We start from the raw sequence: 22,229 nt of genomic DNA, 5'->3' as shown, positions 1-22,229 counted from the left end.
TCGCGCGCCCGCTCCGGCCTCTTCGACTGCGCCGGCGTCTCTCCGCTGTCCGGCCTGCGACATGGGGTCCTCCTGATTTCCGGCCGAAGTCTCCCGCACCCCGCGACAACCTGTCCCGCACGATTCCATGCGGCCAGACCGGGAGACGAGCACGCGCAGGCGGCGAGGGAAGAACGCACAACGCAAGGGGACGATCGGGCATCGCGCGCGGCCAGGGTTGCGCCAGGACCCGCGGGAATGTCCGTGAAGGCCCCCTCCAGGGACTCAGATTCCCGGCAAGGGGCCTTCCCCGAACCGAGCCGTGCGCCCTGGCGACCGCACCCAGCGAGACAACCTCCCGGCGCGGCGCCGTTGAACACAAAGAAGCTCGAACGCGAGCATTGTTCACCGGAACCAGTATCCATTCACCGCAATGTCGCGCACCAAGTCATCTCGTCACCTTGGGCAGTTGGGGCAACCAGGTTGCATCATCGCCACTGCACAGCAGACGACGCAGGACACGTCGCATAAAGTGCCCAATCAGACCACCCATTCCCAACCACTCCGGACAACAGGAGGGCAAGTGGGTCACGGAATTATCGTCCGACATCATTTTGAAGCCGCACATCGCGTACCCATAATCGGCGGCAAATGCCGCAGCCTGCACGGCCATTCCTGGACTTGCGAAATCGAGGTGAACGGACCGGAGCTGGCGTCCGGCATGCTGGTCGAACTCGGCGCTTTCAAGGCCGGCGTCGTCGACTGGATCGACGAAAATCTCGACCACGCGACCCTGCTCAATGCGGACGATCCGTTGTCGACCGTACTGGCCGACGACGAGACTAAGCTCTACCGGTTCGGCGCCGGCGACCCGAGCCCGGTGGAAGCTCTGGCCATGAAACTGGAGTGGCCGACGGTCGAAAGCATCTCCGAGGTTCTGAGCCAGGCGGCCGGCGACGTCTTGAACGCACTCCCCCATGCTCCCGCGGCCAAGGTCGTCCGCGTCGCCGTGAGCGAAACCGCCAGGAACACCGGATACTGGGAAGACAGGAATTAGCATGGCTGAGACGCTGAACTACGAAGCTGCCGGCTCGGCCGACAACGGAAAGACAGTGCACCACCCACCGTTCGTGGCGCCCAAGCCGGTCGATCGGGCGGCGGCGACCAAGGCCGCCGCCGCGATGCTCGCCGAACTCGGCATGCCGTGCGCTGACGAATCGACCGCGCGCACGCCCGAGCGGCTGGTCGGCGCATTGGACGAGTTGATGCACGGACGGTACAAGGATCCGTCCCGGCACCTCGGCGTCACGTTCGAGGGTCCCACCAAGCCGGGGGTGATCGCGGTGGCGCGAGTGCCGTTCGTGTCGCTTTGCGAACATCACCTCCTGCCCTTCGTCGGACATGCGACGATCGGCTATCTGCCGAGGCCGGGAGCGCGGGTCGTGGGCTTGTCGAAGCTGGCTCGTCTCCTGCAGGAGTACGCGGCACGGCCGCAGGTGCAGGAACACCTCGGCGACCAGATCGTCAACGCGCTCGAGCGCTGCTTGGACGTACAGGGCGCAGCCTGCATCATCCGAGCGAAACATTCCTGTCTGGGCCTGCGCGGTGCGCGCGCCTTCGCTGCCGAGATGACCACGAGCCACCTGACTGGCGTTTTCCGGGAGCACCAGAGCTGGCGGGACGAACTGCTGTCCATCACGTCCGGCTCGCTTCTCGACTGACCCGCGGAGAAGGAGGTCCAACCATGAGTGCCTGGATTTGCCGGCGCTGCGGCGTACAGCACGCCAACACCGAGACACCGCCCCCGGTCTGCGCCATCTGCGCGGACGAACGCGAACAGATCGCGGCAGGCGGGCAGTCGTGGACGACCCTCGAGCGCCTCGCCGAAGCTGGCCACCGATTGCGGGCGACACCGCTCGAACCCGGCTTGTCGTCCCTGACGGTCGAGCCCGCATTCGCCATCGGCCAACGCGCTTTCCTGGTCCGTACCGACGGTGGCAACCTGCTCTGGGATCCACCGTCGTTCCTCGACGACGCGGCAGTCGGGCAAGTGGCCGCGCTCGGCGGCGTAGCGGCAATCGCCGCCAGCCATCCGCACTTCTACGGCGCGCAAACAGAATGGAGCGCGGCATTCGGGGATGCGCCGATCCTCGTCCCGGAGGCGGACCAAGCCTGGGTCATGCGTTCCTCCCCTGCCCTCCAGTTGTGGTCCGGGCGCAGCGAGGTGCTGCCCGGCGTCACCCTGATCCAATGCGGCGGCCATTTCCCCGGCAGCGCGGTCGTGCATTGGCGAGCGGGCGGGGAAGGCCGGGGCGCTCTCCTGGTCGGCGGGACGGTCGCCGTGCTCGGCGACCGGCGCGGCTTGGCGTTCATGTACAGCTACCCGAACTTCTTGCCGTTGCCCGACACCGACGTGGAACGGATGGCCGACATCTTCGAGAGCCTTTCCTACGACCGCGTGTACGGGGATTTCGAGTCCATCGAGGAGAACGGACCCGACCTTGTACGACAGTCCGTCCAGCGTTATCTCAAACAATTCCGAGGCGCATCGGCGGCGACTGGATAGCCGGCGTTGAATAGATCAGCAAGGCCCGCTGAGCGCACCCACCTCACAGAACGAGACATGCGATGACCGCACATTTCACCGGAAGAGTAGCGCTGGTCACCGGCGGCGGCTCCGGCATCGGCCGCGCCAGCGCCCGGAAACTCGCCCATGCGGGCGCGACCGTGGTCGTGGCAGGCCGCAACGCCGAAAACCTCGCGCAAACTGTCGAACTGATCCGCCGGGACGGCGGCACCGCGGACGCGATCGCCGCGGACATCACGCAAGCCGCGGCCGTCGCGAACATGGTCGCCACGACAGTCGACCGGCATGGCGGGCTGCACGTCGCCGTCAACAGCGCGGGCATGGTGGCCGTCGGCAACGTCGCCGACATCGACGAAGAAACCTGGGACGCGGTCCTGCGGACCAACCTCACCGGCACCTGGCTGGCGATGAAGTACGAGATCGACCACATGCGCCGCCACGGCGGGGGCGCGATCGTCAACGTCGCTTCAAATCTCGGTGCGCACCAACGGCTGCCCGGGCTCGGCGCCTATCAAGCCGCCAAGGCCGGCGCGACGGCACTCGCGCGTACCGCCTCCCGCGAGTACATCGACGACGGCGTCCGGATCAATGTCGTCAGCCCCGGCCCGGTCGACACCCCGATGTCCTTGCGGCCGGGGGAAACCACCGCTGACCGCGCGGACCGGATCAAGGGCGAACTGCCGATCGGACGGGTCGCCACCGTCGGGGAAATCTCCGATGCGGTGGTCTGGATCGCCAGTGACCAAGCCAGCTACCTGGTCGGGCACGATCTCGTGGTCGACGGCGGATCGACTGCGTGACACCGCCGGCCACCGGCCTCCGCCGACCAGGTCCGCACGCTGACGGCCATTCGTCCCGCTGCCTCGCTGAAACAGCCTTTCCATCCGGTCTCATTGCTCTCACGTGCCGCCCTTCGCTATTTCGCCTGTAGGATCTCATTCCGGATCCGTCTCGCGCCTGCCCCCAGGCGGGAGGCCTCTCGGCATGCCACGATCAGAAATGGCAGGAAGATACGGCGCGCTGCACTTCGCCCGGAACACTGTCGCGCGGGGAACCAAAGAACCGATCGACCTTCTGGATGATGTCCTGCCAGGACATTCTCCTGGCGGGCGTCAGCTTGGGACTGGCCGTTCGAGCTCGCCCGGCTGCTTCACCGGGCCGACCCTCCATCCAGGCGACGACCGGCCCGGACCATCAGGCCAGCGGCTCGTTCCGCACCGATCTCCGAGCGCATCATCAGATCGCTTCATCTGGCCAATTCGGCCAGCGTCGGACGCTCACCGTCTGGGGCCCGAGGTCGCGAACGAAGCTAATCTCCGGTAAGCCTCGCCCAAGCGATCCCAATAACGATCCTGGCGAAGGTAGCTCAGCACATCGTGGTGCCGGACGACCTTTTTCAATGCCAGTACTACGGTCGCCGCGACCAGCCGAGTGTCGTCGCTGCCCTGGTTTCCCGCGGCAACGCCAGTGCCTCCGGACCGCCGGTCACCTCGTCGAGGGCGGCCTCCGCGGCCGCGAAGTCCGGTGCCGCAGTTTCGCCGCCCGCAGAGTACTTCAACGCTGCGGGTGAGATTCCGAAATGAGCCTCCGCCGCGGGCAATTGCCGATCCGCGGGTGCCCGGCGGTCTCCGGCTGTTTCCCTCTGCGCCCTCAGGTACGCGTCCATCAGCTCGGACACGAACGCCAAGCCGGACTTCTCCGGTCTGGATTCCAGCTTCAGGCGCACCTCGTCGAACCGGTCGAGGAGGCCTTCGTCCATCGAATCCCACGCCTCCCGAAACCGGCGCGACACAGCTTCGGCCAGGTCCCGGGACAAGCGTGCTTCGCTGCCCCATTGCCGCCCGGTGATTTCCTTGAGCCCCGAACCCCGGACCCCGGCCGACCTCGCCCGAGTCGCCGCCGAACTCAACGGACGACCCCGCCGCACCCTCGACTGGCACACACCAGCCGAAGCCCTCACAACACTACTGTCACACCAACAAACACCAGGCGTTGCAACCACCGCCTGAATCCGCCGCTCCTTGAGGGAATCAGATTCCCTCAAGGAACCCTTCACCGACAGCGCGGCGCGATCTTCGGCGGCCCCCATCATCCGAGACCCGCTCTCGGCTGCGACCAATCGGAGCCGAGAGCGAGGACTGGATGCGCGAAGCGGGGTTCTCGACGGTGACGATCGCCCCGCTCATCGGGCCTTACTCGATGGCGGTCGCGACCAAGTGACGATGCCGGGGCTGGCGCCGCGCGCAGGTCCGGTCCGAACTCGAGAAAGCGCCAGCCCAGGCGGTGCCAGCGCATCCGCTGGCGCCGCCCGGGTCGCCGGTCACCGCGCCTGCCACGTCGGAATGCTCGTCACGTCGCCGGGCGTGATCAGGTCCGGCGACCGCCATCCGGCCAGGTCGTACTCGGCCAGGCACGAGTCCACGAACGACTTCTGCGCGTCCAGCTGACCAGTCGCCTTGGCAGCGCCCAACGTCTGCAGCCGGATGTCCTCGTGGTTTCCCGAGTAATTCAGTTCGTAGAGGGCGTGGCGGCTGCCGAAGTCTCCGCCGACCGCGTCCCAGGCGAGTTTCATCAGCTTCACCCGCTCCTCGGCGCTGAGGCCGCCGGAACCTCGGACATACCGGTCGAGGTACGGACGCAGCTCCGGATTTTGCCAGTCGGCCGCGTGCGAAGGCGTGTAGACGAGAGCCGACCCGAGGTCCTGATAGAAGATCTCCTGAACGCGCGGGTACGCCTGGGTCATCAGCAAGCGGTAGGCAGTGGCCGCCTGCGGGTTGACCTGCACGGCATCGCTGTTCCACGGCATCGGGGCCCGGACCATCGCTTCGGTGAGCGCCCAGAACGTGTTCGTCCACGACAGAACCTCTCCCAGGCGGGTCTGCACCCCGCGGAAGTCGGCGACGCCGGTGGCTTCGAGGCTCTTCGCCAGCAACCCGGACAGGAAGTCCAGTTTGACCGCCAGCCTCGTGCAGCCGTGCAGCATCGCGCGCAGCACCATGCCGGACCCGACGAAAAAGTGGTTGGCGGTCTCGACGTCATAGCTCAGCACGTCTTCCCACGGGATCAGCACCCGGTCGAAGACCAGGATCGAGTCGTTCTCGTCCAGCCGCCCGGACAGCGGGCTGTCGAACGGACTGCTGGCAACGCTGGTCCGGTACTCATACGACGGGCGGCACACGAGTTTCACGCCCGGCGCGTCCATCGGAGCGACGAAGATCGCCGAGAAGTCCTTGTCGCCGAACGGCACCGGCGAGTAAGTGGCGACGAAATTGTGGTGCGCCAGCGCCGACGCGGTGGCCACGACTTTCGCGCCGGAGACGATCAGGCCGGCGTCGGTTTCCTCCTCGACGCGCATATACACGTCCCGCACGTCGGCGAGGGCTTTCTGCCGGTCCACCGGCGGGTTCACGATCGCGTGGTTGACATACGGAATGCGTTCCTGCGCATAGCGGTACCAGCGGAGCGCGTTGTCCCGGTAATCGCCGTAGAATTCGCTGTTCGCGCCGAGCGTGGCCAGGAAGCTCGCTTTGAAGTCCGGGCTCCGGCCCATCCAGCCGTAGCCGATCCTTGCCATCGCAGCGATGGCGTCCCGGGAACGGACGAGGTCGTCCGCCGACCGGGGAGCCCGGAAGAACGGGTGGGTGAATCCGGAGCTGCCGGTGTCGGTCGGCGTCACGAGCGCCGCATTGCTTTTCTCGTCGTGCAGCGCGTCGTACATGCGCGCGATCATCCGGGCGCTGTTGCGGAACGCGGGGTGGGCCGTGACGTCCTCGACCTGCTCCCCGTTGAGATAGACGACTCGGGAGTCGCGCAGGCTCGCCAGATACTCGTCTCCGGTGTAGGGCCGCTGGTCGCGCCCGGTATCGGCGTTCTCGGCGGGTGGCTGCGTCGTAGTCATCAGTACTGCTCCTTAATAGTGTCTCGCTCGGTGCAGTTGCCAGCGCGCGGCTCGCCCGTGAACGGCCCGTTCCGGGAGGCTGAGTCCCGCAAGCGGCCCTTGACGGGCGTCCCGAGGCGAGCCTCGACCGCAGCCGGCTGCGGTCGAGGCTCAGAAGGTCGCGCTGAGGCATGCCAAGCGGTCGCCTGCCGTACCTGCCTTCCCCGCCGCGGTGCTGGTGTGATTCGCGTGCACGACGATGGCATTGGCCTCGTGCGGCCGGAAGGCCCAGTTCACCGTCGCGGACGCCGACGCGTTCCCCTGCCCGTCGGTCATGAAGTCCAGCCACACCTCGTTGGCGGCATTGGCATAAGCGGGATCCACGGACGGGCTGACCGGGTCTTTCTTGTTCTGGTAATGCGGGCCGCTGTCGGCCGGTTTCGCCCCGCATGCTTTGGTGTGCACATGCGCGCCGAACATATGGTTCGGGACCAGCCCCCGCACCTGGAGCGTCACCGTCGTTGTTCCATTGGCCGCGGCGGACGCGACCGAAGCTTCGGCGCCGACCGGAACCAGCGCCGGATTATAGGTGACCCCGGACGGCTGAGCTCCCGACGCAACCGGAGCGGCGAACTTCGCCGCGGCGAGCGGCGCGGCGGCGGCGCTGCTCGCAGTCGGGGTCGCCGGGGGCTCCGCCGAGCACGACGTCAGCAACGCGAGTACCAGTCCAGCACTGGCCGCGGCAGCGAACTTATTGCGCATTCTCTTCTCCGTAATCTGTCCAGCAGGCGAGGAAATCCGGCAGCTCGGTCTCGGAAGAACAGCCGATTCCCGCATCAGAGCAGGTCTCCGGCGGGGTGCCGAGGACGGCAGCGGACTGTCCGCGAAGGACCCCTTCCGGGACGTGGATTCCCGGAAGGAGCCCTTTACGGACGAGCCGCGCGGCAAAGGCAACCGCACCAAGCGAGATACCGGTTGAGCACTGCTCAACCGTCAAATCTGTAGTCAACTGTCGACCGGCGCAATTCTCACCGATGCCGCCTTGCCGGGAAGACGGCCGGATCCGACGGAGGCAGTTTCGGCCAACCACCCTGCCCTTGCGGCGTGGTCCCCGGCCCTCCCCGGGTCCGCGGTCGCAGCCGCTCCTCCATCATTGACATCTGCAGAAGCCACCGCCGGGCGAGATCCGGGTCCTGCGCGGCTTCCCCGAGCGAGTTCCGCGCCTGCCGTTCCCGGGGCAGTTCCGCTGCCCGCCGCGGGCAATTGAGGTCCGCCAGGACGCTGATCCGCGCGGTCGCCTGCGCACGCCGGACTTCGGAATACTCGGCGAGTGGAACATCCGTGCCCGAGCGGAGCGCTTCGTCCAGCGCCGTCGCGAGGAAGTGCGCGTCCCGAATTCCCTCATTCATGCCGAACCCGCCGACGGGATTGTGCACATGCGCGGCGTCCCCGGCCAGCAGCACCCGTCCGGACTGGAACCGGTCGGCCACACACTGCCGCGCGGTGTACACCGACGCGGTTCTGACCCCGAACGGCACCTCGAGGCCGAGGAACCGGGTTATCCGGGCCCGGACCGCCACGGGTGCCCGCACCGCGCGTTCGTCTTCCTCCGGGCCGAGCCGGAAAACCAACCGGACCCGGTCGGGCGAGCGTCCGAGGACTGCCCACTCCTCCGGATCGGACACGTACGCGACCGGTCCGGCGCCCGGCAGCAGCGCGTCCAGATCCAGTTCTATGCCGGAGAAGAGGAATCGGTCGGGATACGCGCGGCCGGCAAGCCGGATGCCTTGCGACTCTCGGACAACGCCGCCCACACCGTCTGCGCCCACGACGAAACGGCCGCGCAGCTCGCACCGACCGTCCGCGGTCCTCGCAGTGACCACCACGCTGTCTTCGTCCGCCTTGACTTCGTCTATGCGATGGCCGAACCGGAGAGAACCGCCCGACCGCAGCAACACGGGCTTCAGCAGCCGGGCAACTGTCTGCTGGGGACACTGCAACTGGAACGCACAATCGGTGTCGCCGGCGAGGAGCGCGAAAGGGAACTCGCCGATCAGTTCCCAGGTCCGCCGGTCCCAGTACTGCAGCCGGTCCACGACCTGACCGAGAGCCACCGCTTCGCCAAGAACGCCCCACTTGCTCAGCAGCTCCAGCGTCGGGGGATGAAAGGTGCTTGCCCGCTCCTCCTCGGCGAAGTCGGACCGAGCTTCGAGGACAATAGGCGCGTGCCCCTTCTCCGCCAGCGCGGCGCCCAGCGCCATCCCGGTCGGGCCGGCGCCGACCACGATCACTTCCGCGTCTAACTGTTTCATGCCCGGCTCGCTGCCGCAGTTCCGCGCAGCGGCCGCGGGTCTGCCCCGGTCATGCCGGATTCGCGACCAGCAAGCTGGTTTCAAACGGCAGCGGATGCGCCGACTCCAGCCGGAAGCCGCCGGCTTCGAGCAGGTCCGCGAACTCGCCCCGAGTCCGTTCGCGGCCTCCGGTCGCCGCCATCATCAGCAGGTCGAACGACGACGCCAGCGCGGGCCGGGCCTCGTCCGGGAGCTCGCGCTCCAGCACCAGCAGGACCGCGTCCGGCGGCGTCGCGTCGCGGCACACCCGGAGAATCCGCACGCAGTCTTCGTCCGGCCAGTCGTGCATGATCCGGGACAGGAGGTAGACGTCGCCGCCACCGGGCACCGCTTGGAAGAAGTCGCCGGCGACAGTGTCCAGCCGGTCGCCGATTTCCGTGCCGGCGAATCGTTTCCGGCAGGAGTCGACGACGTGGTCGCGGTCCAGCACGACACCGTGTGCGGCCGGTGCCGATCGCAGCACCGCCTCGATCAGCGAGCCGTTGCCGCCTCCGACGTCCACCACGCGCCGGGCCTCGGTGAAGTCAGCCGACCGCGCCAGCTGCTGGGCGATCAAGCCGGTGGTCGCTTCCATCGCCGTGTCGAACCGGCGGGCGCGTTCCGGGTCATGCGCCAGGTACTCGAATAACTCGGCGCCGAATTCCGAGCTGAACGCGGTCTTCCCGGTCCTGATCGTGCTCGAGAACCTGCCCCACGCGCGGTACAGTTCGTCGCCGAACATCAGCACCAGGTCCCGGAACGCACTGCCGGACCGAACGTGCGCCAGAACCGGGCTCGTGGCGAACTTGCCGTCCTCGATCGTCACGAAGCCGAGCCCGCCCAGGTACCGCAGCAGCCGCGCGACCGCGAACTCGGCGCACTCGACGGCTCGCGCGATCTCCGCGGCGGACGCCGGCGTTTCCGTCAGCACATCCGCGATTCCGGTCGTCACCAAGGCATAGACCGCTTGCGACTGCCAGTACGCGGCGGCCGCGCCGAGCAGCTTCCGATGGTCGGCGAGATCCGCAGCGGGTTCTGCGTCCGGTCGAATCGTGACTCCCACGGCACTGCCCTTTCCTGCGGCGGATCCGGCGAACGGCGGTACCAGCTAGACCGTTCGGCGGCGAACGTCACGCATTGTGCCGTGGCTCGGACGGCAAGATCCGAAACGGACGTACATCCGTGCAGAACGAAGTGACGTTCGGGCAGGGGCAGCCCGGCCCGCGCCGCACGCACCCCTTTCGTGGCGCGCACAGCGGCGGGACCGCCGAATGGCGGTCAGCGGCTACTCCCCTCCTTTCTGAACGTACTGTTCCACGATGACGGTGTCTTCGAGGATCAGATCGATGTCGTCGATCAAGGCATCCACATCGTCGGTCCGGTCCTTCGCTGAAGTCGCCGGGGCGTCGGACGGGGACGGCTGCTCGTCGTCCTCGTCGCGTTCGCGGTGAACGTGGCTCTGCGTCATGCCGTTTCCTCCACTGGTTCGGTCACTGAACATCGCCGCCTGGAGCACCGGGAACGAAATGCCCCGGATCGGCCGCGTCGACAAGCCCTTCGACGACTCCCGCGAGCCATGCCTGCAGCTTGCTCGCGGGTCCGGCACCCGCTTCCCCGGCCAGTGCGTGCGGCGCGGCGACGCCGAGCCGTACGACGACAGCGATGCGCAGGTCCTGCAGGGTCCAGATCCAAGCCATCCGGTCCGGTCCGTCTCGCACCTCGACCACGCCGCCGCGCTCGGGCAAGCTGTCGAGCAGCACCGAGGTCGACCTCCGGACCCGCAGGAGCCGGGACAACCGGCTCCCCGGAAGGCGTCCGGTGACCGCGTCGACGACCGGGTCGGCCCGGACTCCGGACAACGCCCGGTCGACGCGGTCGCGGTAGTCGGTCAGATGCCGGCGCAGCCAGCTGATCTGACGGGGGGTGAACACTGCGATGACGCGGTCGCCGCATCGGTCCCAGCTTATCATTCGCATCCTTGCCGTGCGTCAGGCACTGGACGGTGCCGTTGGGGAATATCGCGCCCGGCTTACGTTTCCGCGGTCAGCGCGCCGTTCATCTCGCTATTGGCGAGATGCTCCCGCAGCAGCTCCTCCCGCGCGTCGATGATCCGCCGGAAGATGTCCTCGGAGAAGATGACCATGATTGTCTCCTGCTCTTGCCGCGACGTCTGCTCCGTTGCCCTGCCCCACTTTCCGGCCCCGTTCTTCACGAAGCCTCTATCGCCTCGAGCACCCGCCTGATCAGCCGAAACGGGGTGCCTCGCCCCCGCGGTGCGGTCTTGCCCGCAATAGCCGAGCGCACCGGCGAGGGAAAACCCTGGCGGCCCGCCGAGATCCGCGCACCAGGATTGCCCGGCGGCGCGAGCGGGGGACACTGCCTGCGAGCGCCCGCCAGGAGGAGAACCGAAGGGGAATGCAGATGCGCTTCGCGGTCACGATTGTCGCGCCACCCGGCTTTCCGCACTGGCTGGTGTTCCAAGAAGCGGCCGAGGCCGTCAACGCCGGACTCAACAGGCTGGGGCACGAGAGCATCCTGACTCATGAGACCTGCATTCCCGGGCGACGGCACATCATTTTCGGCAGTAATCTGCTGCCCTGGCACCCGCGGCCGCTCGCCCCCGACGCGGTGCTCTACAACCTGGAGCAGATCTCGTCGGGAACCCCCTGGGTGAACGAGCCCATCCTCGCCCTCATGAGACGCCATCAAGTCTGGGACTACAGCATCAGGAACATCGCAGCCCTCCGCCGGCTCGGGGTGCACCGGATTTCCTTGGCCCCGATCGGTTACCTGTCCGATCACGAACGAATCCCGCCGGCCGCGACCGAGGACATCGACGTCCTGCTGCTCGGAACCTTCACCGAGCGGCGTCTCGAACCCATCCGCCGGCTACGCGAAATGGGTTTCAACGCGCAAGCGCACAAGTGGGTGTTCGGTGCGGAGCGCGACCAGTTGTACGCGCGCGCAAAAATAATCCTCAACATACACATGTTTCCCGCCCGAGTATTTGAAATAGTGCGCTGCTCCTATCTGATGACCAACCGCCAGTTCGTGATCTCCGAGCGCGGCGCCGATTCATCGATGGAATCCGTCTTCGAGAAAGGCGTCGTTTTCACCGACTACGACAAGATCGTGGAGACCTGCGTGGACTTCCTGGCCCGCGACGCCGACCGGGCGCGCCATGCCGCGACCGGCCAGGAACTCATGCGGATCCGCCCGATCGAAAACTGCCTTCGCCGTGCTGTCGCCGAACTCGTTCCCGAGCAGCTCGAAGCGTCGTGAACACCATCGCGCCCGGCTGGACGTCTGGAGCGCATCGCTCCAGAACCCACGACCGGTCGCGTCCAGGACCGTGGCGGCGGTGAACCGGCTCCGATGGCAGCTGCGTGGTTTAAGCACAGTCTCGGCGGCCGTTGCCGCCGACGGTCCAGAGGGGAGCCATCGTGCTGGTACCGGCAGCGACACGGGTCGACGCTGTACGAGTCCCCGACAACGCCAGCCTGGTCGCCGAGGCCGTCGCGATGGCCCGCTTGCTGCCCGAGCTTCGCGGCCGTGGGCGCGCAGCCGCAAACGATGTGCAACAGCTCCTGGCGACCCGGCCCGACGCATCGCCCGATTCTGAACTTGCCCGGCTGTTCGCGAACGCAGACCAGCTAAGACGCGTCACATCCACCGGTGCGGTAAGCGCTGCCGAACGCCGCGCAAAGGAAGAGGTTCGCGTCGCGCTCGCCGCGCTGCCTCGTGGCGCGCTGGCCGCTCGGGTCGCTGACAGGGCGGTTTCGGCAGCAGGTGCGGTCGCGCGATTGCGAGTGCTTGCCGACGCTCTGTCCGCTTCGAGACCAACGCGCTCCGCCTGGTTGAAATTCTCGCTCGACGCGGATACCGCGTCATGGATGCGCACCGCGGCGATCGTACGAGCCTCCGTGGCGGCGTTCGAGCAGCTCCGGCCCGAGTTGGACGCCGCTGTCGCCGCTTTGACCGCGCGCCTCGCCACAGCTGACGCAGGTGCCTCGAACGCGCTTCTGCGCGAACGGCTGGACAAGCTTGCCTCGGCGCGTGCGGCGCGCGCCGCACGGATCGCCGATCACCTCGCCGCCCGCCTGTCCCCGGCCGCGCCGCCGGTGCTGCTCGCGCGGCACCCGATCGAGCCGGAAACGATGGCCTGGCTTCGCTTGAAGACCGGGCGAGAACTGTACACAACGGAGTACGAAACGCGGATGGCGGTGTGGCTCGGCACCGATCCGTTCCGGCTTCGCGATCTCCCTCCCGCACCGGCCTTTCTGTCCGAAGTGGACCCGGCCGGACTGACGGCGAATCAGGTCGCGCCTTTTCTGCGCCGGATCAGCCTTGCCCGCCCGGCACCGGCCGCCGCGGAACTGGCCCCGGAGTCGCTCGCCCGGCAGCCGGGCGCGGTCAGCGTGGCGGTACGGACACCGGAAAGCCGGAGATGGGGGCAGCCGGTCGAGGACGGCCCGCCGATGCTGCCGGAACGGACCGAGATCCCGCGCGTCGTGCACGGCATCTGGCTGGGCAAGCCGATGCCGCCGGCCACCCGGTTCTGGGAAAACTACGCACGAGGCGCGCAGCGATACGCCGGCCGGCTCGATTTCGTTCTGTGGACCGACATTCCGCGTGCCCGTTTTGAGGCGGCGCGCGCAGCGCCGGCCGAGGACAACGCCGATCCCTACCCCTACGAACGGGCGCTGCTGCACTGGGCCGAGCACAACAACATCGCGCTGGTGAACGTCTTCGAGGTGTTCCACGCCGAGGCGCCGATGCGCCTGCACGCGCAGTACGTGCTGGAAATGGCCAAGCAGCTTCCGCGCGGGTACGCCGCGTGCAGCGACCATTTGCGGGTGGAGATCCAGCACCGGTTCGGCGGCGCCTACGTCGACGGCGACAACGCGTTCGTGCGGGACGAGGGAGAGGAACTCGCCGATCTGCCCGGTTTTCTCGATCAGGTGGCCGCCTCGACTGCCGGGTTCAGCCTGAACCCGGCGGAGAAACCCGGCTGGTGCAACAACGACGTGATCATCGGACCGGCCCGCCACCCAGCCTTCGCACTGTGGCTGGAGTGCACCCGGCTGAACTACTTCCGGACCGCGGCGAACCTTTTCGGCGGACCGGCCGAATTGGCGGAGAAGTTCGTCGGCGAGAGCCGGCAAGGACTCCGCTACGTGACCGCGTCCCGCACCGGCCGGGTCCATCACACGGTGCTGCGGCTGCTCGGAATCCGCAGCGAGGCCCTGCCGGTCACCCGCACCGCGATCGCACCCGGCAGCGAGGTGAGCTGGCTGCCGCCGGACTCCGGCGAGCCCGCCGAGGTGCGCGACCGGACCGACGAGGAAGTCTTGTCCGTGCTCGCCCGGTGTGCGACGTTCCTGCAGTGGCAGTTGATCGCCCGCACCGGAGACCTGTATCTGGCCGCGGCCGAACCGGTGATCCGGGGTCTGCCCGACCCGGACGCCGGGTGGGCGGCGGTGCTGTCCGTGCTGACCAGGATGGACGGAGTGACCGGCGGATCGGCCGCTTCGGCGGTCCGTTCCGTCACCGACTTCCGTCGCAACGACGACCGCTCGTTGTCCCAGACCGACCTCCCGCCGGAGGCCTCTGCCTTGCTCGACGGCGCCGGGCACGACGGAAACTGGCTGGGCACCGGGACCAGTACGGCCGGCGAGCCGGTCTGGTTGCTGGACGAACGGGTTGCCCAGGCGGTATTTCGCGAGCCGCACACGCCCGCACCGCAGTCGTTCGCCGATGTCGCGGTCGATCCGCTCGGCACCCCGGTCGGATTGCGCCTGCGCTCGCCCGGTTCCAGCGCGAGCCGGTTCGCGGTCCCGGTCCACGGGGTGGCACCGGGCGAGATATGGATCCGGATCGTCCAGCACGCGGACACGCCGATGAACCTGCGGGCCGAGTCGGTCGCCGGTCTGCTCGCCGAGCTCGGTGCACCCGGCGCACCGGCGGTGTTGCTGGTCAATCGCCGAACCGACCTGGAACAGTTCAGCGCAGAGCTGGCGGACCTGCTGGGCCGGCCGGTCCGCCGGGTCGAGACGAGGACGGCGATTCCCGGCGAACGGATGACGGAGTGCATGCCGTTCCCGGACTATCTGCGGCTGCGCGATTCCATGCGATGACGCACGGCTGCCGCACGAGCGATCGCGGCAGCCGGCGTACTTCAGCGTTTCCCATCGCGGGCAGCCTTTCGCGCGCCTGAGCTCGCCGCACGCCTCGTCCCCGCCGATCAGCCGAGCAGTCCGCCGATCAGCCCGTCGATGTCGAGCCAGGCGGTCTCTTCGCCCAACGGCACCAGGTCGTACGTTTCCGACAAGAACCCGGCGAGATCGGTGGTGTCGCAGTCGAACTCCCGTCGGCCTTGGCCGGTCGGGAGATCGAGCACCGTCCAGTCCGGGTCCGCCGACGGACGGACCCGGACCTCCCCAGCCCCGGCCGGCAGGAAAAGGCCGACCGAGAGAAGCTCCCTGCCGAATCGCTGCTGGGCCACGTCGATCCCGAAAGACACCGTGACCGCGTAGGGATCTCGGCTGTCGTAGGTCAGAGCGGCGTCCACCTCGCTCGATCCGAACAGGCGCCCGGCAACGCGGGCCGATGCCCGCCCTCGGCACACCGCGTGCCGCACCGCCGCCCGCGGCGCGCCTGCCGGGTCGTTCGTGTTTCGGTGCATTTCTGCTCCTTGCCGTCGCTGATGCTCTCCGGTTCTCACGTTCCGGCGCTGCCAGGGCGGTTCAACCAGGGCGTACGGCGAGGACGAAGCCGCCGGCGGTCCTGCCCTTTCGCTCCTCCGCCGCACCCGCGCGGCCCGCTGGCCGGCCAAAAAATAGCTTACCGGTCCGGCCGCCATTTATTTCATTTCCCGAGCACTCCCGGGCATTGCCGCTGTCCGATTACCTCCAGCTTCGGCAAATCGATCTTCCGGCCGACCGCACCGACGCAATCCACGATCCGCTGCGTTACGCCGCAGACCGCTTCGCGAACTGCCGCCGGCAACCTGGTACGGCACGATCGAAAAGGCAATTTCCGCAGGCCAAGAACCCAGAACCGGCATCCCGGCCGCACCGGGGCAGCACCCCGGCCGGCTGCTTTCCCGGCCGGCAACGGCACGGAAATTCGTTCACCTGGAGCGAAAAACGCTCGGCGAACTCAATGAACACAACGGTGACGCCGGTCATACTGCGCCGCATATTGACCGGAATTCCCCCCGCCGAACTGGAGGCAACGGTGCCGACACTGACCCCCGAGAACGCGACAGCGGTCGCGCCCAAGCGCGACCGCACGCGTTACCTGTACCTGGCCGTGATCGCCGCCGTCGTGCTCGGCGTCGCGGTCGGCCTGCTCTGGCCGTCCGTCGGCAAGAGCCTCGCCCCGCTGGGCACCGGCTTCGTCAACCTGATCAAGATGATGATCTCGCCGATCATCTTCTGCACCATCGTGCTGGGCATCGGCTCGGTCGCGAAAGCGGCGAAGGTCGGCAAGGTCGGCATCACCGCGCTGGTCTACTTCATCGTGATGTCGACGTTCGCGCTCGCGATCGGGCTCGTCGTCGGCAACCTGCTGCACCCGGGCACCGGCCTGCACCTCAACGCCAAAGATGTGGCCAGCGCGCACAAACAGGCGGCCGGCGGGACGGGCACCACCGACTTCCTGCTGAGCGTCATCCCGAAGACCTTCGTGTCCGCGTTCACCGAGGGCCAAGTGCTGCAGACCCTGCTGGTCGCCCTGCTGTGCGGGTTCGCACTGCAGAAGCTCGGCACCCGCGGCGCTCCCCTTCTCCGCGGGATCGGACGCATCCAGACTCTCGTCTTCCGCGTTCTCGCCATGATCATGTGGGCCGCCCCGGTCGGTGCGTTCGGCGCGATCGCCGCGGTGGTGGGCGCGACCGGCTGGGGCGCGCTGCGCAGCCTGCTGGTGATCATGCTCGGGTTCTACCTGACGTGCCTCGTGTTCGTGTTCGGCGTCCTCGGCGCGGTGCTGTGGCTCGGCGCGCGGGTCAACATCTTCAGCCTGCTGCGCTATCTCGGCCGCGAATTCCTGCTGATCCTCTCGACGTCCTCCTCGGAATCCGCACTGCCGCGGCTGATCGCGAAGATGGAGCACCTCGGCGTCAGCAAGCCGGTCGTCGGCATCACGGTGCCCACCGGGTACTCGTTCAACCTCGACGGCACCGCGATCTACCTGACGATGGCGACCATGTTCATCGCCACCGCGCAGGACCAGCCGCTCGCGCTCGGCGAGCAGATCACCTTGCTGCTGTTCATGATCATCGCCTCGAAGGGCGCGGCGGGCGTCAGCGGCGCCGGCATCGCGACCCTGGCCAGCGGCCTGCAGTCGCACCGGCCGGAACTCGTCGACGGCGTCGGCTTCATCCTCGGCATCGACCGGTTCATGTCGGAAGCCCGCGCACTGACGAACTTCGCCGGCAACGCGGTCGCGACCGTCCTCATCGGATCGTGGATGAAGGAATTCGACCGGGAGCGCTCGCAGCAGGTGTTCGCCGGCAACGCCCCGTTCGACGAAACCACCCTGCTCGACGACGAGGCCGCGCAGGCCAAGCCCGCACCCCGGATCCCCGCCCAGGTCTGACCCCCAGTTCGCACCCGCATCCCCGGGTACGAACTGCTTCCGCCTCGCGGCTGTGCACCCTCCGTGCACAGCCGCGAGGCATTTTCGCGGCGACAGCCGCTCAACTGGCCCGATGCTTCAGGCACGGCAACAGCACGTCGTCGACCAGGATCGTCGCGGTCTTCCGGTCGAGAGTTCCGCCGCGGGTGACGATGCGGCGGAAGACGAACGAGGGAACGACGTCGACGAGCACGTCGATCGGCACCGCCGGCTCGATTTCGCCGCGCTCGATCCAGCGGTCGAGCACTGATCGCAGCGCAGCGACCGGCGGACGGCCGATCGCGGCGGCAGCCGCCTCGCGCAGTTCGGAATCCCGCGACGCCTCGCTGAGAAGGTTGGCGAGCAGAAGCGCCGCGCGTTCGTCTCCGCTGACGTAGTGCTGCACCCAGGCGAGCAGATCCCCCCGGAGCGTGCCGACGTCCGGGACGCTCACCTCCTCTTGGAGCGCCCGGACCGCCGCGACGACCAGAGCCGCCTTGCTCGGCCAGCGCCGGTACACCGCCGCCTTCCCGGTGCCTGCCCGGCGGGCGACTTCCTCGACGGTCGCGCCGGCCAGGCCCCGGCGCACGACGACGTCCGCGGTCGCGTCCAGGATCGCCTGTTCGAGCGCGGGGTCCCGCGGCCGGCCGGCCGGCGCAGCGCTGATCGAAGCGGTGGATTTCATGATCGCCAGCTTACCGGACTCTTCGGTCTCGTATATTCCGAGACCATGTGGTACCGTTTTTTTCGAGACCAGCCAGTATCGAAACCAGGGCATCCGCCCGGACCGCAAGGAGATCCGTCATGTCGAACCACCCGCTGCAGCGCACCTCCGCCCCGGCACTCGGCCGCCGGCGATTCGGGCTCACCGCCGGGGTGCTGGCCGCCATCACGGTGGCCAGTGTCGCCGCCAACTCCCTGATCGCGCTGGCCGCGCACGCGCTGGGCGCGAACGCCGGCTTTACCCCGCTTTCCCTGCCCCAGTACGGCGGGCTTACGGTCGCGGGCGTTCTCCTCGGCTGGCTCGGCTGGCGCATTCTGCAGCGCCGGGGAGTGAGTCAGCACACGGTGCTGGCCGTCGTCGTCCCGCTGGCGACCGCCTTCTCGATGATTCCCGACCTGCTCCTGCTCGCGCTGCGGTTCATCCCCGGCGCGAACCCGATCGGCGTGGTGGCACTGATGGTGATGCACGTGAGCGTGGCGGCCCACGCGGTGCCCGGATTCCGGTTCCTCACCAGCAGGCTGGAGCGCGGCCGGAACGCCGCGAACACCGCGCCGGTGCCCGCGGTGGCCTGACCTGCCGCACGGATCACTGCCGCCGAGGGATCGATGACTACCTCGAGAATCGTCTTGCGCGAGACAGCCGAGTCGGCAGTCGTCGCCTTGGTAGAACGGCTCGAACTGGGCGAACCGGAGGCGAGCCCGCCGTGGGTCGACGCGCCGCAACCGCCTTCCGCCGTTCCGGTCCGCACCGCCGAGCAAGCACGGGCGCTGCCCGCGGCCATCGACCGAGTGCGGAGCTGGCGAGGCGACGCCGGCTTTCGCGGCGCGGTCGTGCTGGTCAGCCGGAACTTCAACCGCATCACCGTCTACAGCAACTTCGATTCCGGCACCGCGTCGGGCGATCGACCGGCGCCGCGCGTGCTCGATGCGATGTCCGCACAGGGAATCGAGGCGCGAACGCTGGACCGCCGCTACTACGACCTGGTCTGGCGGGTCGGCCATGCCGAGACCTCCACAGTCACCGCCGATCCGCCGACGTTGATCCACTTCGGACTGTTCACGGTTTTCGACGCGAGCGCGGAAACGTTGCTGGACAAGGTCAAAGCCAGCGCACCCAGGTCGCTTGCGACACCCGGACTGCGGACGGTCAATTTCCACCGCAGTCACGACCAGGCCCGAGTGCTCAATTTCGGAACGTGGTCCACGCTCGAACACCATCAAGCGCTGCTGAACCAGCCGGGATTCGCGACCGGCCAGAAGTACTGGCATGGCCTGGCGGCGTTCCAAGCCGACTACTTCGACGTCGCAGACGTGGTCGAAGACCCGCGGTCCGGGCAGCAGCAGAGGAACGACATTGTCGCGTGACGCCGGGACGGCCGCGATCAGCGCGGAGTCCGGTGCCGCCGGGGACGCCTGGCGGCCGGCGCAGTCGCCCCGGCGCTGTCGCGACATGACCGCAAGGCCGCGACAGCCGGTGCTCGCCTGATCCGACGGCACCTCACCTGGAACCGTACGGCGAGCCGCCGCGCACAATCACCAGATATTGTCCAGCGGCGCGATCAGCAGCCGCTGGCGCTGTCCCCGGCCGCCGATGGTGACGACTACACCGCGTTCGTCTTCGGCCTTCCCGCACAGTTATCCGCGCACCTGCTCCAGCAAGCCCAGGCTCTGCTGCGGCGCCTGCGTATCGACGAACCCGTCACCTGGGAACCCCCGTTCGACTGGATCGACACAATCGCCTGGCCCGGCCCCTCCCCCGACACGGTTCGGCCAGAACGACTCTGGGCCTTGGTCGCAGCAGGGCTGCCCCGCAGCACCATCGCCGCCCGATTGCACACGACACCCGAACACATCCACCTATCCGCACTACGTCACCCTCAGCCGTGGACACGGCGACGCCGTCACGACGCAGGCCCGGAAATCCCTGACGCGGCCCTACCCAGCGCGAACGAATTGCGCGCCTACGCCGAACAAGGACTCCGCCCCGGCCAGATCGGACAACTTACCGGCTGCCGACACCAACACATCAGCAAGCTCCTGGCCAGCAACCGAATCGGGCCACCGGGGCCCCGCGAGGTCCTCCGCACCCTCGACCCGCTCTGGCTACGCGACCAATACGAGCACAACCACCGCTCATTCGCCGACATCGCCACCGAGCTCGGCATCCCGGCATCGGACCTTGCTCGACACGCGCGTAAACTCGGACTCGCGATTCGCCACGGCGTCACCGCCCACAAGCACATCCTCGACGACTACGGCGGACCCAACGCGTTCTCCACCACAATCTGGACCGCCTTCGCCACCCGCGGAGCCGAACAACGCGTCAAACGGCTCCTCGCCATCCCAGGACACCCCGGTATCAACCAGGCCGCAAAACACCTCGACGTCAGAAAAGCCGTCCTCGCCAGCCAAATCGACCAACTCGAACACGCAGTCGGTGCCATGCTCCTGGAGACCACACCTGATGGCATTGGCCTGACTGCCGCCGGCGAGAAGTTCAGCCACGACATCCTCCCGATCTTGGCCATGCTTGACCAACAACGGCAACCGCCTCGTGATAACACAGGAATCAGCGGAACCGTCGATGAGTCGTCACGGAATGAAAACGACCCTTCATAACATCACCATCGGGCCAGCGCGAAATTCACCTACGGACGGCTCGCGAACCGCTGCAACGCGGCGTGCAGGTTTAGCCCGGATCTTTCGTGCGGGACTGTTCCAAGATCGGTGTTTCCGGCCCGACACGCCGGGCTGAGGTCCGGCGGGATGGGCACTGTGAGTGATGACATCGGACCTTGTGAGTGCACGCAAGAGCGAGTCCAAGCCGGCGCGGGAGCTGTCGCCGGAGCAGGCCGCCGCGGCGGCGATGGTGGCTGAGGCGAAGGCGCGAGGGTTGGCGTTGACCGGCCCGGGCGGCCTGCTGAAGCTGTTCACCAAGAATGTGCTGGAAACCGCGCTGAACGAGGAGATGACCGAGCACCTCGGGCATGAAAAGAACCAGGTCGAGCCGGGGCGAGAGTCGGCGAATGTCCGGAATGGCACTCGGCCTAAAACGGTGGTTTCGGATTCTGCGGGCGAGGTTGACATCAACGTGCCGAGGGATCGGGAAAGCACGTTCGAGCCGCAGATCGTGAAGAAGCGGCAACGTCGGCTTGCCGAGGTGGATGAGATCGTGTTGTCGTTGTGTGCGAAGGGAATGACGACCGGGGACATTTCGGCGCATTTTGCCGAGCTCTACGGATCTTCGGTCAGCAAAGAGACGATCTCGCGGATCACCGACAAGGTCGTGGCCGAGATGCAGGACTGGGCCGGCCGGCCGCTCGACGCGGTTTACGCGGCCGTGTTCATCGACGCGATCTACGTCAAGGTCCGTGACGGCCAGGTCTCCAACCGTCCGGTCTACGCCGCCATCGGCGTGACCGTCGACGGCCGCAAGGACGTCCTGGGCCTGTGGATGGGCGTCGGCGGCGAGGGCGCGAAGTTCTGGATGAGCGTCCTGATCGACCTGAAGAACCGCGGCGTCCGCGACGTGTTCTTCCTCGTCTGCGACGGTCTCAAAGGACTTCCGGAGGCCGTCGCGAACGTATGGCCGCACGCCATTGTTCAGAACTGCATCGTTCACCTGATCCGCAACACATTTCGCCTGGCGGCACGGCAGCACTGGAATGCGATCAAGCGCGATCTCAAACCCGTCTACACCGCACCCAATGCCGACGCGGCGCTCGCCGCACTGGACGAACTCGACGATAAATGGGGCAAGAAATACGGTGCCATGATACGACTCTGGCGCAATGCGCGGGAAGAGTTCGTGCCGTTCCTCGACTACGACGTCGAAATTCGACGCATGATCTGCTCGACGAACGCGATCGAATCGCTGAACGCCCGCTACCGGCGGGCGATCCGCGCACGTGGGCACTTCCCGACCGAGCAGGCAGCCATGAAGTGCCTGTATCTTGTGACCCGCAGCCTGGACCCGACCGGGGCCGGCCGCGCCCGATGGACGATGCGCTGTAAGTCCGTGATCAACGCGTTCGCCATCACGTTCGGTGACCGTTGGCCGGGAGCCGAAACCTACTAACCAAACCGCCGGAAACACCGATTACGGGATAGACCC

20 protein-coding genes and 1 pseudogene are annotated in these 22,229 nt (G+C 67.5%); 12 read left to right on the top strand and 9 right to left on the bottom strand.

Annotation, left to right across the window (positions count from 1 at the left end; translation table 11 throughout):
• Positions 1-562 precede the first annotated feature (562 nt).
• From ACZ7SW_RS38715 to ACZ7SW_RS38700, 4 genes are all read left to right on the top strand, one after another.
• Entirely contained in the window at positions 563-1,036 is a 474-nt protein-coding gene (locus ACZ7SW_RS38715; RefSeq protein ID WP_470235332.1) for a 6-pyruvoyl trahydropterin synthase family protein, read from the top strand.
• A 1-nt stretch (position 1,037) separates the two neighbouring features.
• Positions 1,038-1,700 carry a GTP cyclohydrolase I gene (gene folE / locus ACZ7SW_RS38710; RefSeq protein ID WP_470235331.1) on the top strand — a complete coding sequence of 221 codons (663 nt, stop codon included), beginning with the start codon at positions 1,038-1,040 and terminating at the stop codon, positions 1,698-1,700.
• Between the two features lie 23 nt (positions 1,701-1,723).
• Positions 1,724-2,545: an MBL fold metallo-hydrolase gene (locus ACZ7SW_RS38705; protein ID WP_470235330.1), complete on the top strand. Its 822-nt coding sequence runs from the start codon at positions 1,724-1,726 to the stop codon at positions 2,543-2,545.
• A 62-nt stretch (positions 2,546-2,607) separates the two neighbouring features.
• Positions 2,608-3,366 carry an SDR family NAD(P)-dependent oxidoreductase gene (locus ACZ7SW_RS38700; RefSeq protein ID WP_470235329.1) on the top strand — a complete coding sequence of 253 codons (759 nt, stop codon included), beginning with the start codon at positions 2,608-2,610 and terminating at the stop codon, positions 3,364-3,366.
• Between the two features lie 608 nt (positions 3,367-3,974).
• Here the strand turns inward: ACZ7SW_RS38700 and ACZ7SW_RS38695 are convergent.
• Positions 3,975-4,325 carry a hypothetical protein gene (locus ACZ7SW_RS38695; RefSeq protein ID WP_470235328.1) on the bottom strand — a complete coding sequence of 117 codons (351 nt, stop codon included), beginning with the start codon at positions 4,323-4,325 and terminating at the stop codon, positions 3,975-3,977.
• A gap of 121 nt (positions 4,326-4,446) precedes the next feature.
• Here ACZ7SW_RS38695 and ACZ7SW_RS38690 point away from each other — a divergent pair.
• Positions 4,447-4,575, top strand: a pseudogene (locus ACZ7SW_RS38690) (IS30 family transposase); the annotation flags it as partial.
• Between the two features lie 311 nt (positions 4,576-4,886).
• Here ACZ7SW_RS38690 and ACZ7SW_RS38685 read toward each other — a convergent pair.
• From ACZ7SW_RS38685 to ACZ7SW_RS38660, 6 genes are all read right to left on the bottom strand, one after another.
• Positions 4,887-6,464 carry a 4-hydroxyphenylacetate 3-hydroxylase family protein gene (locus ACZ7SW_RS38685; protein WP_470235327.1) on the bottom strand — a complete coding sequence of 526 codons (1,578 nt, stop codon included), beginning with the start codon at positions 6,462-6,464 and terminating at the stop codon, positions 4,887-4,889.
• 150 nt (positions 6,465-6,614) lie between these two features.
• Entirely contained in the window at positions 6,615-7,205 is a 591-nt protein-coding gene (locus tag ACZ7SW_RS38680; protein ID WP_470235326.1) for a superoxide dismutase family protein, read from the bottom strand.
• Positions 7,206-7,471: 266 nt separating this feature from the next.
• Positions 7,472-8,755 carry an FAD-dependent oxidoreductase gene (locus tag ACZ7SW_RS38675; RefSeq protein WP_470235325.1) on the bottom strand — a complete coding sequence of 428 codons (1,284 nt, stop codon included), beginning with the start codon at positions 8,753-8,755 and terminating at the stop codon, positions 7,472-7,474.
• Positions 8,756-8,804: 49 nt separating this feature from the next.
• Positions 8,805-9,836 carry a methyltransferase gene (locus ACZ7SW_RS38670; protein ID WP_470235324.1) on the bottom strand — a complete coding sequence of 344 codons (1,032 nt, stop codon included), beginning with the start codon at positions 9,834-9,836 and terminating at the stop codon, positions 8,805-8,807.
• A 222-nt stretch (positions 9,837-10,058) separates the two neighbouring features.
• Positions 10,059-10,241: a ubiquitin-like protein Pup gene (locus ACZ7SW_RS38665; protein ID WP_470235323.1), complete on the bottom strand. Its 183-nt coding sequence runs from the start codon at positions 10,239-10,241 to the stop codon at positions 10,059-10,061.
• Positions 10,242-10,263: 22 nt separating this feature from the next.
• Positions 10,264-10,743: a DUF2017 family protein gene (locus ACZ7SW_RS38660; protein WP_470235322.1), complete on the bottom strand. Its 480-nt coding sequence runs from the start codon at positions 10,741-10,743 to the stop codon at positions 10,264-10,266.
• 445 nt (positions 10,744-11,188) lie between these two features.
• On the opposite strand from ACZ7SW_RS38660, the gene ACZ7SW_RS38655 reads away from it, so the two are divergent.
• Together ACZ7SW_RS38655 and ACZ7SW_RS38650 are read left to right on the top strand one after the other, a co-directional pair.
• Entirely contained in the window at positions 11,189-12,055 is an 867-nt protein-coding gene (locus ACZ7SW_RS38655) for a glycosyltransferase family protein (RefSeq protein ID WP_470235321.1), read from the top strand.
• Between the two features lie 611 nt (positions 12,056-12,666).
• Positions 12,667-14,910, top strand: coding sequence for a glycosyltransferase family 32 protein (locus ACZ7SW_RS38650; protein ID WP_470235320.1), 2,244 nt, complete (start codon positions 12,667-12,669; stop codon positions 14,908-14,910).
• A 107-nt stretch (positions 14,911-15,017) separates the two neighbouring features.
• Here the strand turns inward: ACZ7SW_RS38650 and ACZ7SW_RS38645 are convergent, their stop codons facing one another.
• The gene (locus ACZ7SW_RS38645; RefSeq protein ID WP_470235319.1) at positions 15,018-15,458 is read right to left on the bottom strand and encodes an SsgA family sporulation/cell division regulator; all 441 of its coding nucleotides are present in this window, start codon (positions 15,456-15,458) and stop codon (positions 15,018-15,020) included.
• A gap of 554 nt (positions 15,459-16,012) precedes the next feature.
• On the opposite strand from ACZ7SW_RS38645, the gene ACZ7SW_RS38640 reads away from it, so the two are divergent.
• On the top strand, positions 16,013-17,374 hold the full coding sequence (locus ACZ7SW_RS38640) for a cation:dicarboxylate symporter family transporter (protein ID WP_470235318.1): 1,362 nt from the start codon (positions 16,013-16,015) through the stop codon (positions 17,372-17,374).
• Positions 17,375-17,474: 100 nt separating this feature from the next.
• On the opposite strand, the gene ACZ7SW_RS38635 is transcribed toward ACZ7SW_RS38640, so the two are convergent.
• The gene (locus ACZ7SW_RS38635) at positions 17,475-18,077 is read right to left on the bottom strand and encodes a TetR/AcrR family transcriptional regulator (protein WP_470235317.1); all 603 of its coding nucleotides are present in this window, start codon (positions 18,075-18,077) and stop codon (positions 17,475-17,477) included.
• A 119-nt stretch (positions 18,078-18,196) separates the two neighbouring features.
• Here ACZ7SW_RS38635 and ACZ7SW_RS38630 point away from each other — a divergent pair, with 119 nt between their 5' ends.
• The 4 genes from ACZ7SW_RS38630 to ACZ7SW_RS38615 all read left to right on the top strand — a co-directional run bounded on the left by ACZ7SW_RS38630 (position 18,197) and on the right by ACZ7SW_RS38615 (position 22,193).
• The gene (locus tag ACZ7SW_RS38630) at positions 18,197-18,688 is read left to right on the top strand and encodes a DUF6069 family protein (RefSeq protein ID WP_470235316.1); all 492 of its coding nucleotides are present in this window, start codon (positions 18,197-18,199) and stop codon (positions 18,686-18,688) included.
• A gap of 33 nt (positions 18,689-18,721) precedes the next feature.
• Positions 18,722-19,480: a hypothetical protein gene (locus ACZ7SW_RS38625; protein ID WP_470235315.1), complete on the top strand. Its 759-nt coding sequence runs from the start codon at positions 18,722-18,724 to the stop codon at positions 19,478-19,480.
• A gap of 588 nt (positions 19,481-20,068) precedes the next feature.
• Positions 20,069-20,734, top strand: coding sequence for a helix-turn-helix domain-containing protein (locus ACZ7SW_RS38620; RefSeq protein ID WP_470235314.1), 666 nt, complete (start codon positions 20,069-20,071; stop codon positions 20,732-20,734).
• A gap of 163 nt (positions 20,735-20,897) precedes the next feature.
• The gene (locus tag ACZ7SW_RS38615; protein ID WP_470235313.1) at positions 20,898-22,193 is read left to right on the top strand and encodes an IS256 family transposase; all 1,296 of its coding nucleotides are present in this window, start codon (positions 20,898-20,900) and stop codon (positions 22,191-22,193) included.
• Positions 22,194-22,229 lie beyond the last annotated feature (36 nt).

It is taken from the genome of Amycolatopsis sp. NPDC114484 (genome assembly GCF_055633755.1).
This window is presented reverse-complemented; position numbering and strand designations above follow the sequence as displayed.

Excerpts from the sequence above, each read along its gene's own strand:
- folE (WP_470235331.1), top strand. The coding sequence starts at position 1,038 with ATGGCTGAGACGCTGAACTACGAAGCTGCCGGCTCGGCCGACAACGGA.
- ACZ7SW_RS38705 (WP_470235330.1), top strand. The coding sequence starts at position 1,724 with ATGAGTGCCTGGATTTGCCGGCGCTGCGGCGTACAGCACGCCAACACC.
- ACZ7SW_RS38700 (WP_470235329.1), top strand. The coding sequence starts at position 2,608 with ATGACCGCACATTTCACCGGAAGAGTAGCGCTGGTCACCGGCGGCGGC.
- ACZ7SW_RS38695 (WP_470235328.1), bottom strand. The coding sequence starts at position 4,325 with ATGGACGAAGGCCTCCTCGACCGGTTCGACGAGGTGCGCCTGAAGCTG.
- ACZ7SW_RS38685 (WP_470235327.1), bottom strand. The coding sequence starts at position 6,464 with ATGACTACGACGCAGCCACCCGCCGAGAACGCCGATACCGGGCGCGAC.
- ACZ7SW_RS38680 (WP_470235326.1), bottom strand. The coding sequence starts at position 7,205 with ATGCGCAATAAGTTCGCTGCCGCGGCCAGTGCTGGACTGGTACTCGCG.
- ACZ7SW_RS38675 (WP_470235325.1), bottom strand. The coding sequence starts at position 8,755 with ATGAAACAGTTAGACGCGGAAGTGATCGTGGTCGGCGCCGGCCCGACC.
- ACZ7SW_RS38665 (WP_470235323.1), bottom strand. The coding sequence starts at position 10,241 with ATGACGCAGAGCCACGTTCACCGCGAACGCGACGAGGACGACGAGCAG.
- ACZ7SW_RS38660 (WP_470235322.1), bottom strand. The coding sequence starts at position 10,743 with ATGATAAGCTGGGACCGATGCGGCGACCGCGTCATCGCAGTGTTCACC.
- ACZ7SW_RS38655 (WP_470235321.1), top strand. The coding sequence starts at position 11,189 with ATGCAGATGCGCTTCGCGGTCACGATTGTCGCGCCACCCGGCTTTCCG.
- ACZ7SW_RS38650 (WP_470235320.1), top strand. The coding sequence starts at position 12,667 with ATGCGCACCGCGGCGATCGTACGAGCCTCCGTGGCGGCGTTCGAGCAG.
- ACZ7SW_RS38645 (WP_470235319.1), bottom strand. The coding sequence starts at position 15,458 with ATGCACCGAAACACGAACGACCCGGCAGGCGCGCCGCGGGCGGCGGTG.
- ACZ7SW_RS38635 (WP_470235317.1), bottom strand. The coding sequence starts at position 18,077 with ATGAAATCCACCGCTTCGATCAGCGCTGCGCCGGCCGGCCGGCCGCGG.
- ACZ7SW_RS38630 (WP_470235316.1), top strand. The coding sequence starts at position 18,197 with ATGTCGAACCACCCGCTGCAGCGCACCTCCGCCCCGGCACTCGGCCGC.
- ACZ7SW_RS38625 (WP_470235315.1), top strand. The coding sequence starts at position 18,722 with ATGACTACCTCGAGAATCGTCTTGCGCGAGACAGCCGAGTCGGCAGTC.
- ACZ7SW_RS38615 (WP_470235313.1), top strand. The coding sequence starts at position 20,898 with ATGACATCGGACCTTGTGAGTGCACGCAAGAGCGAGTCCAAGCCGGCG.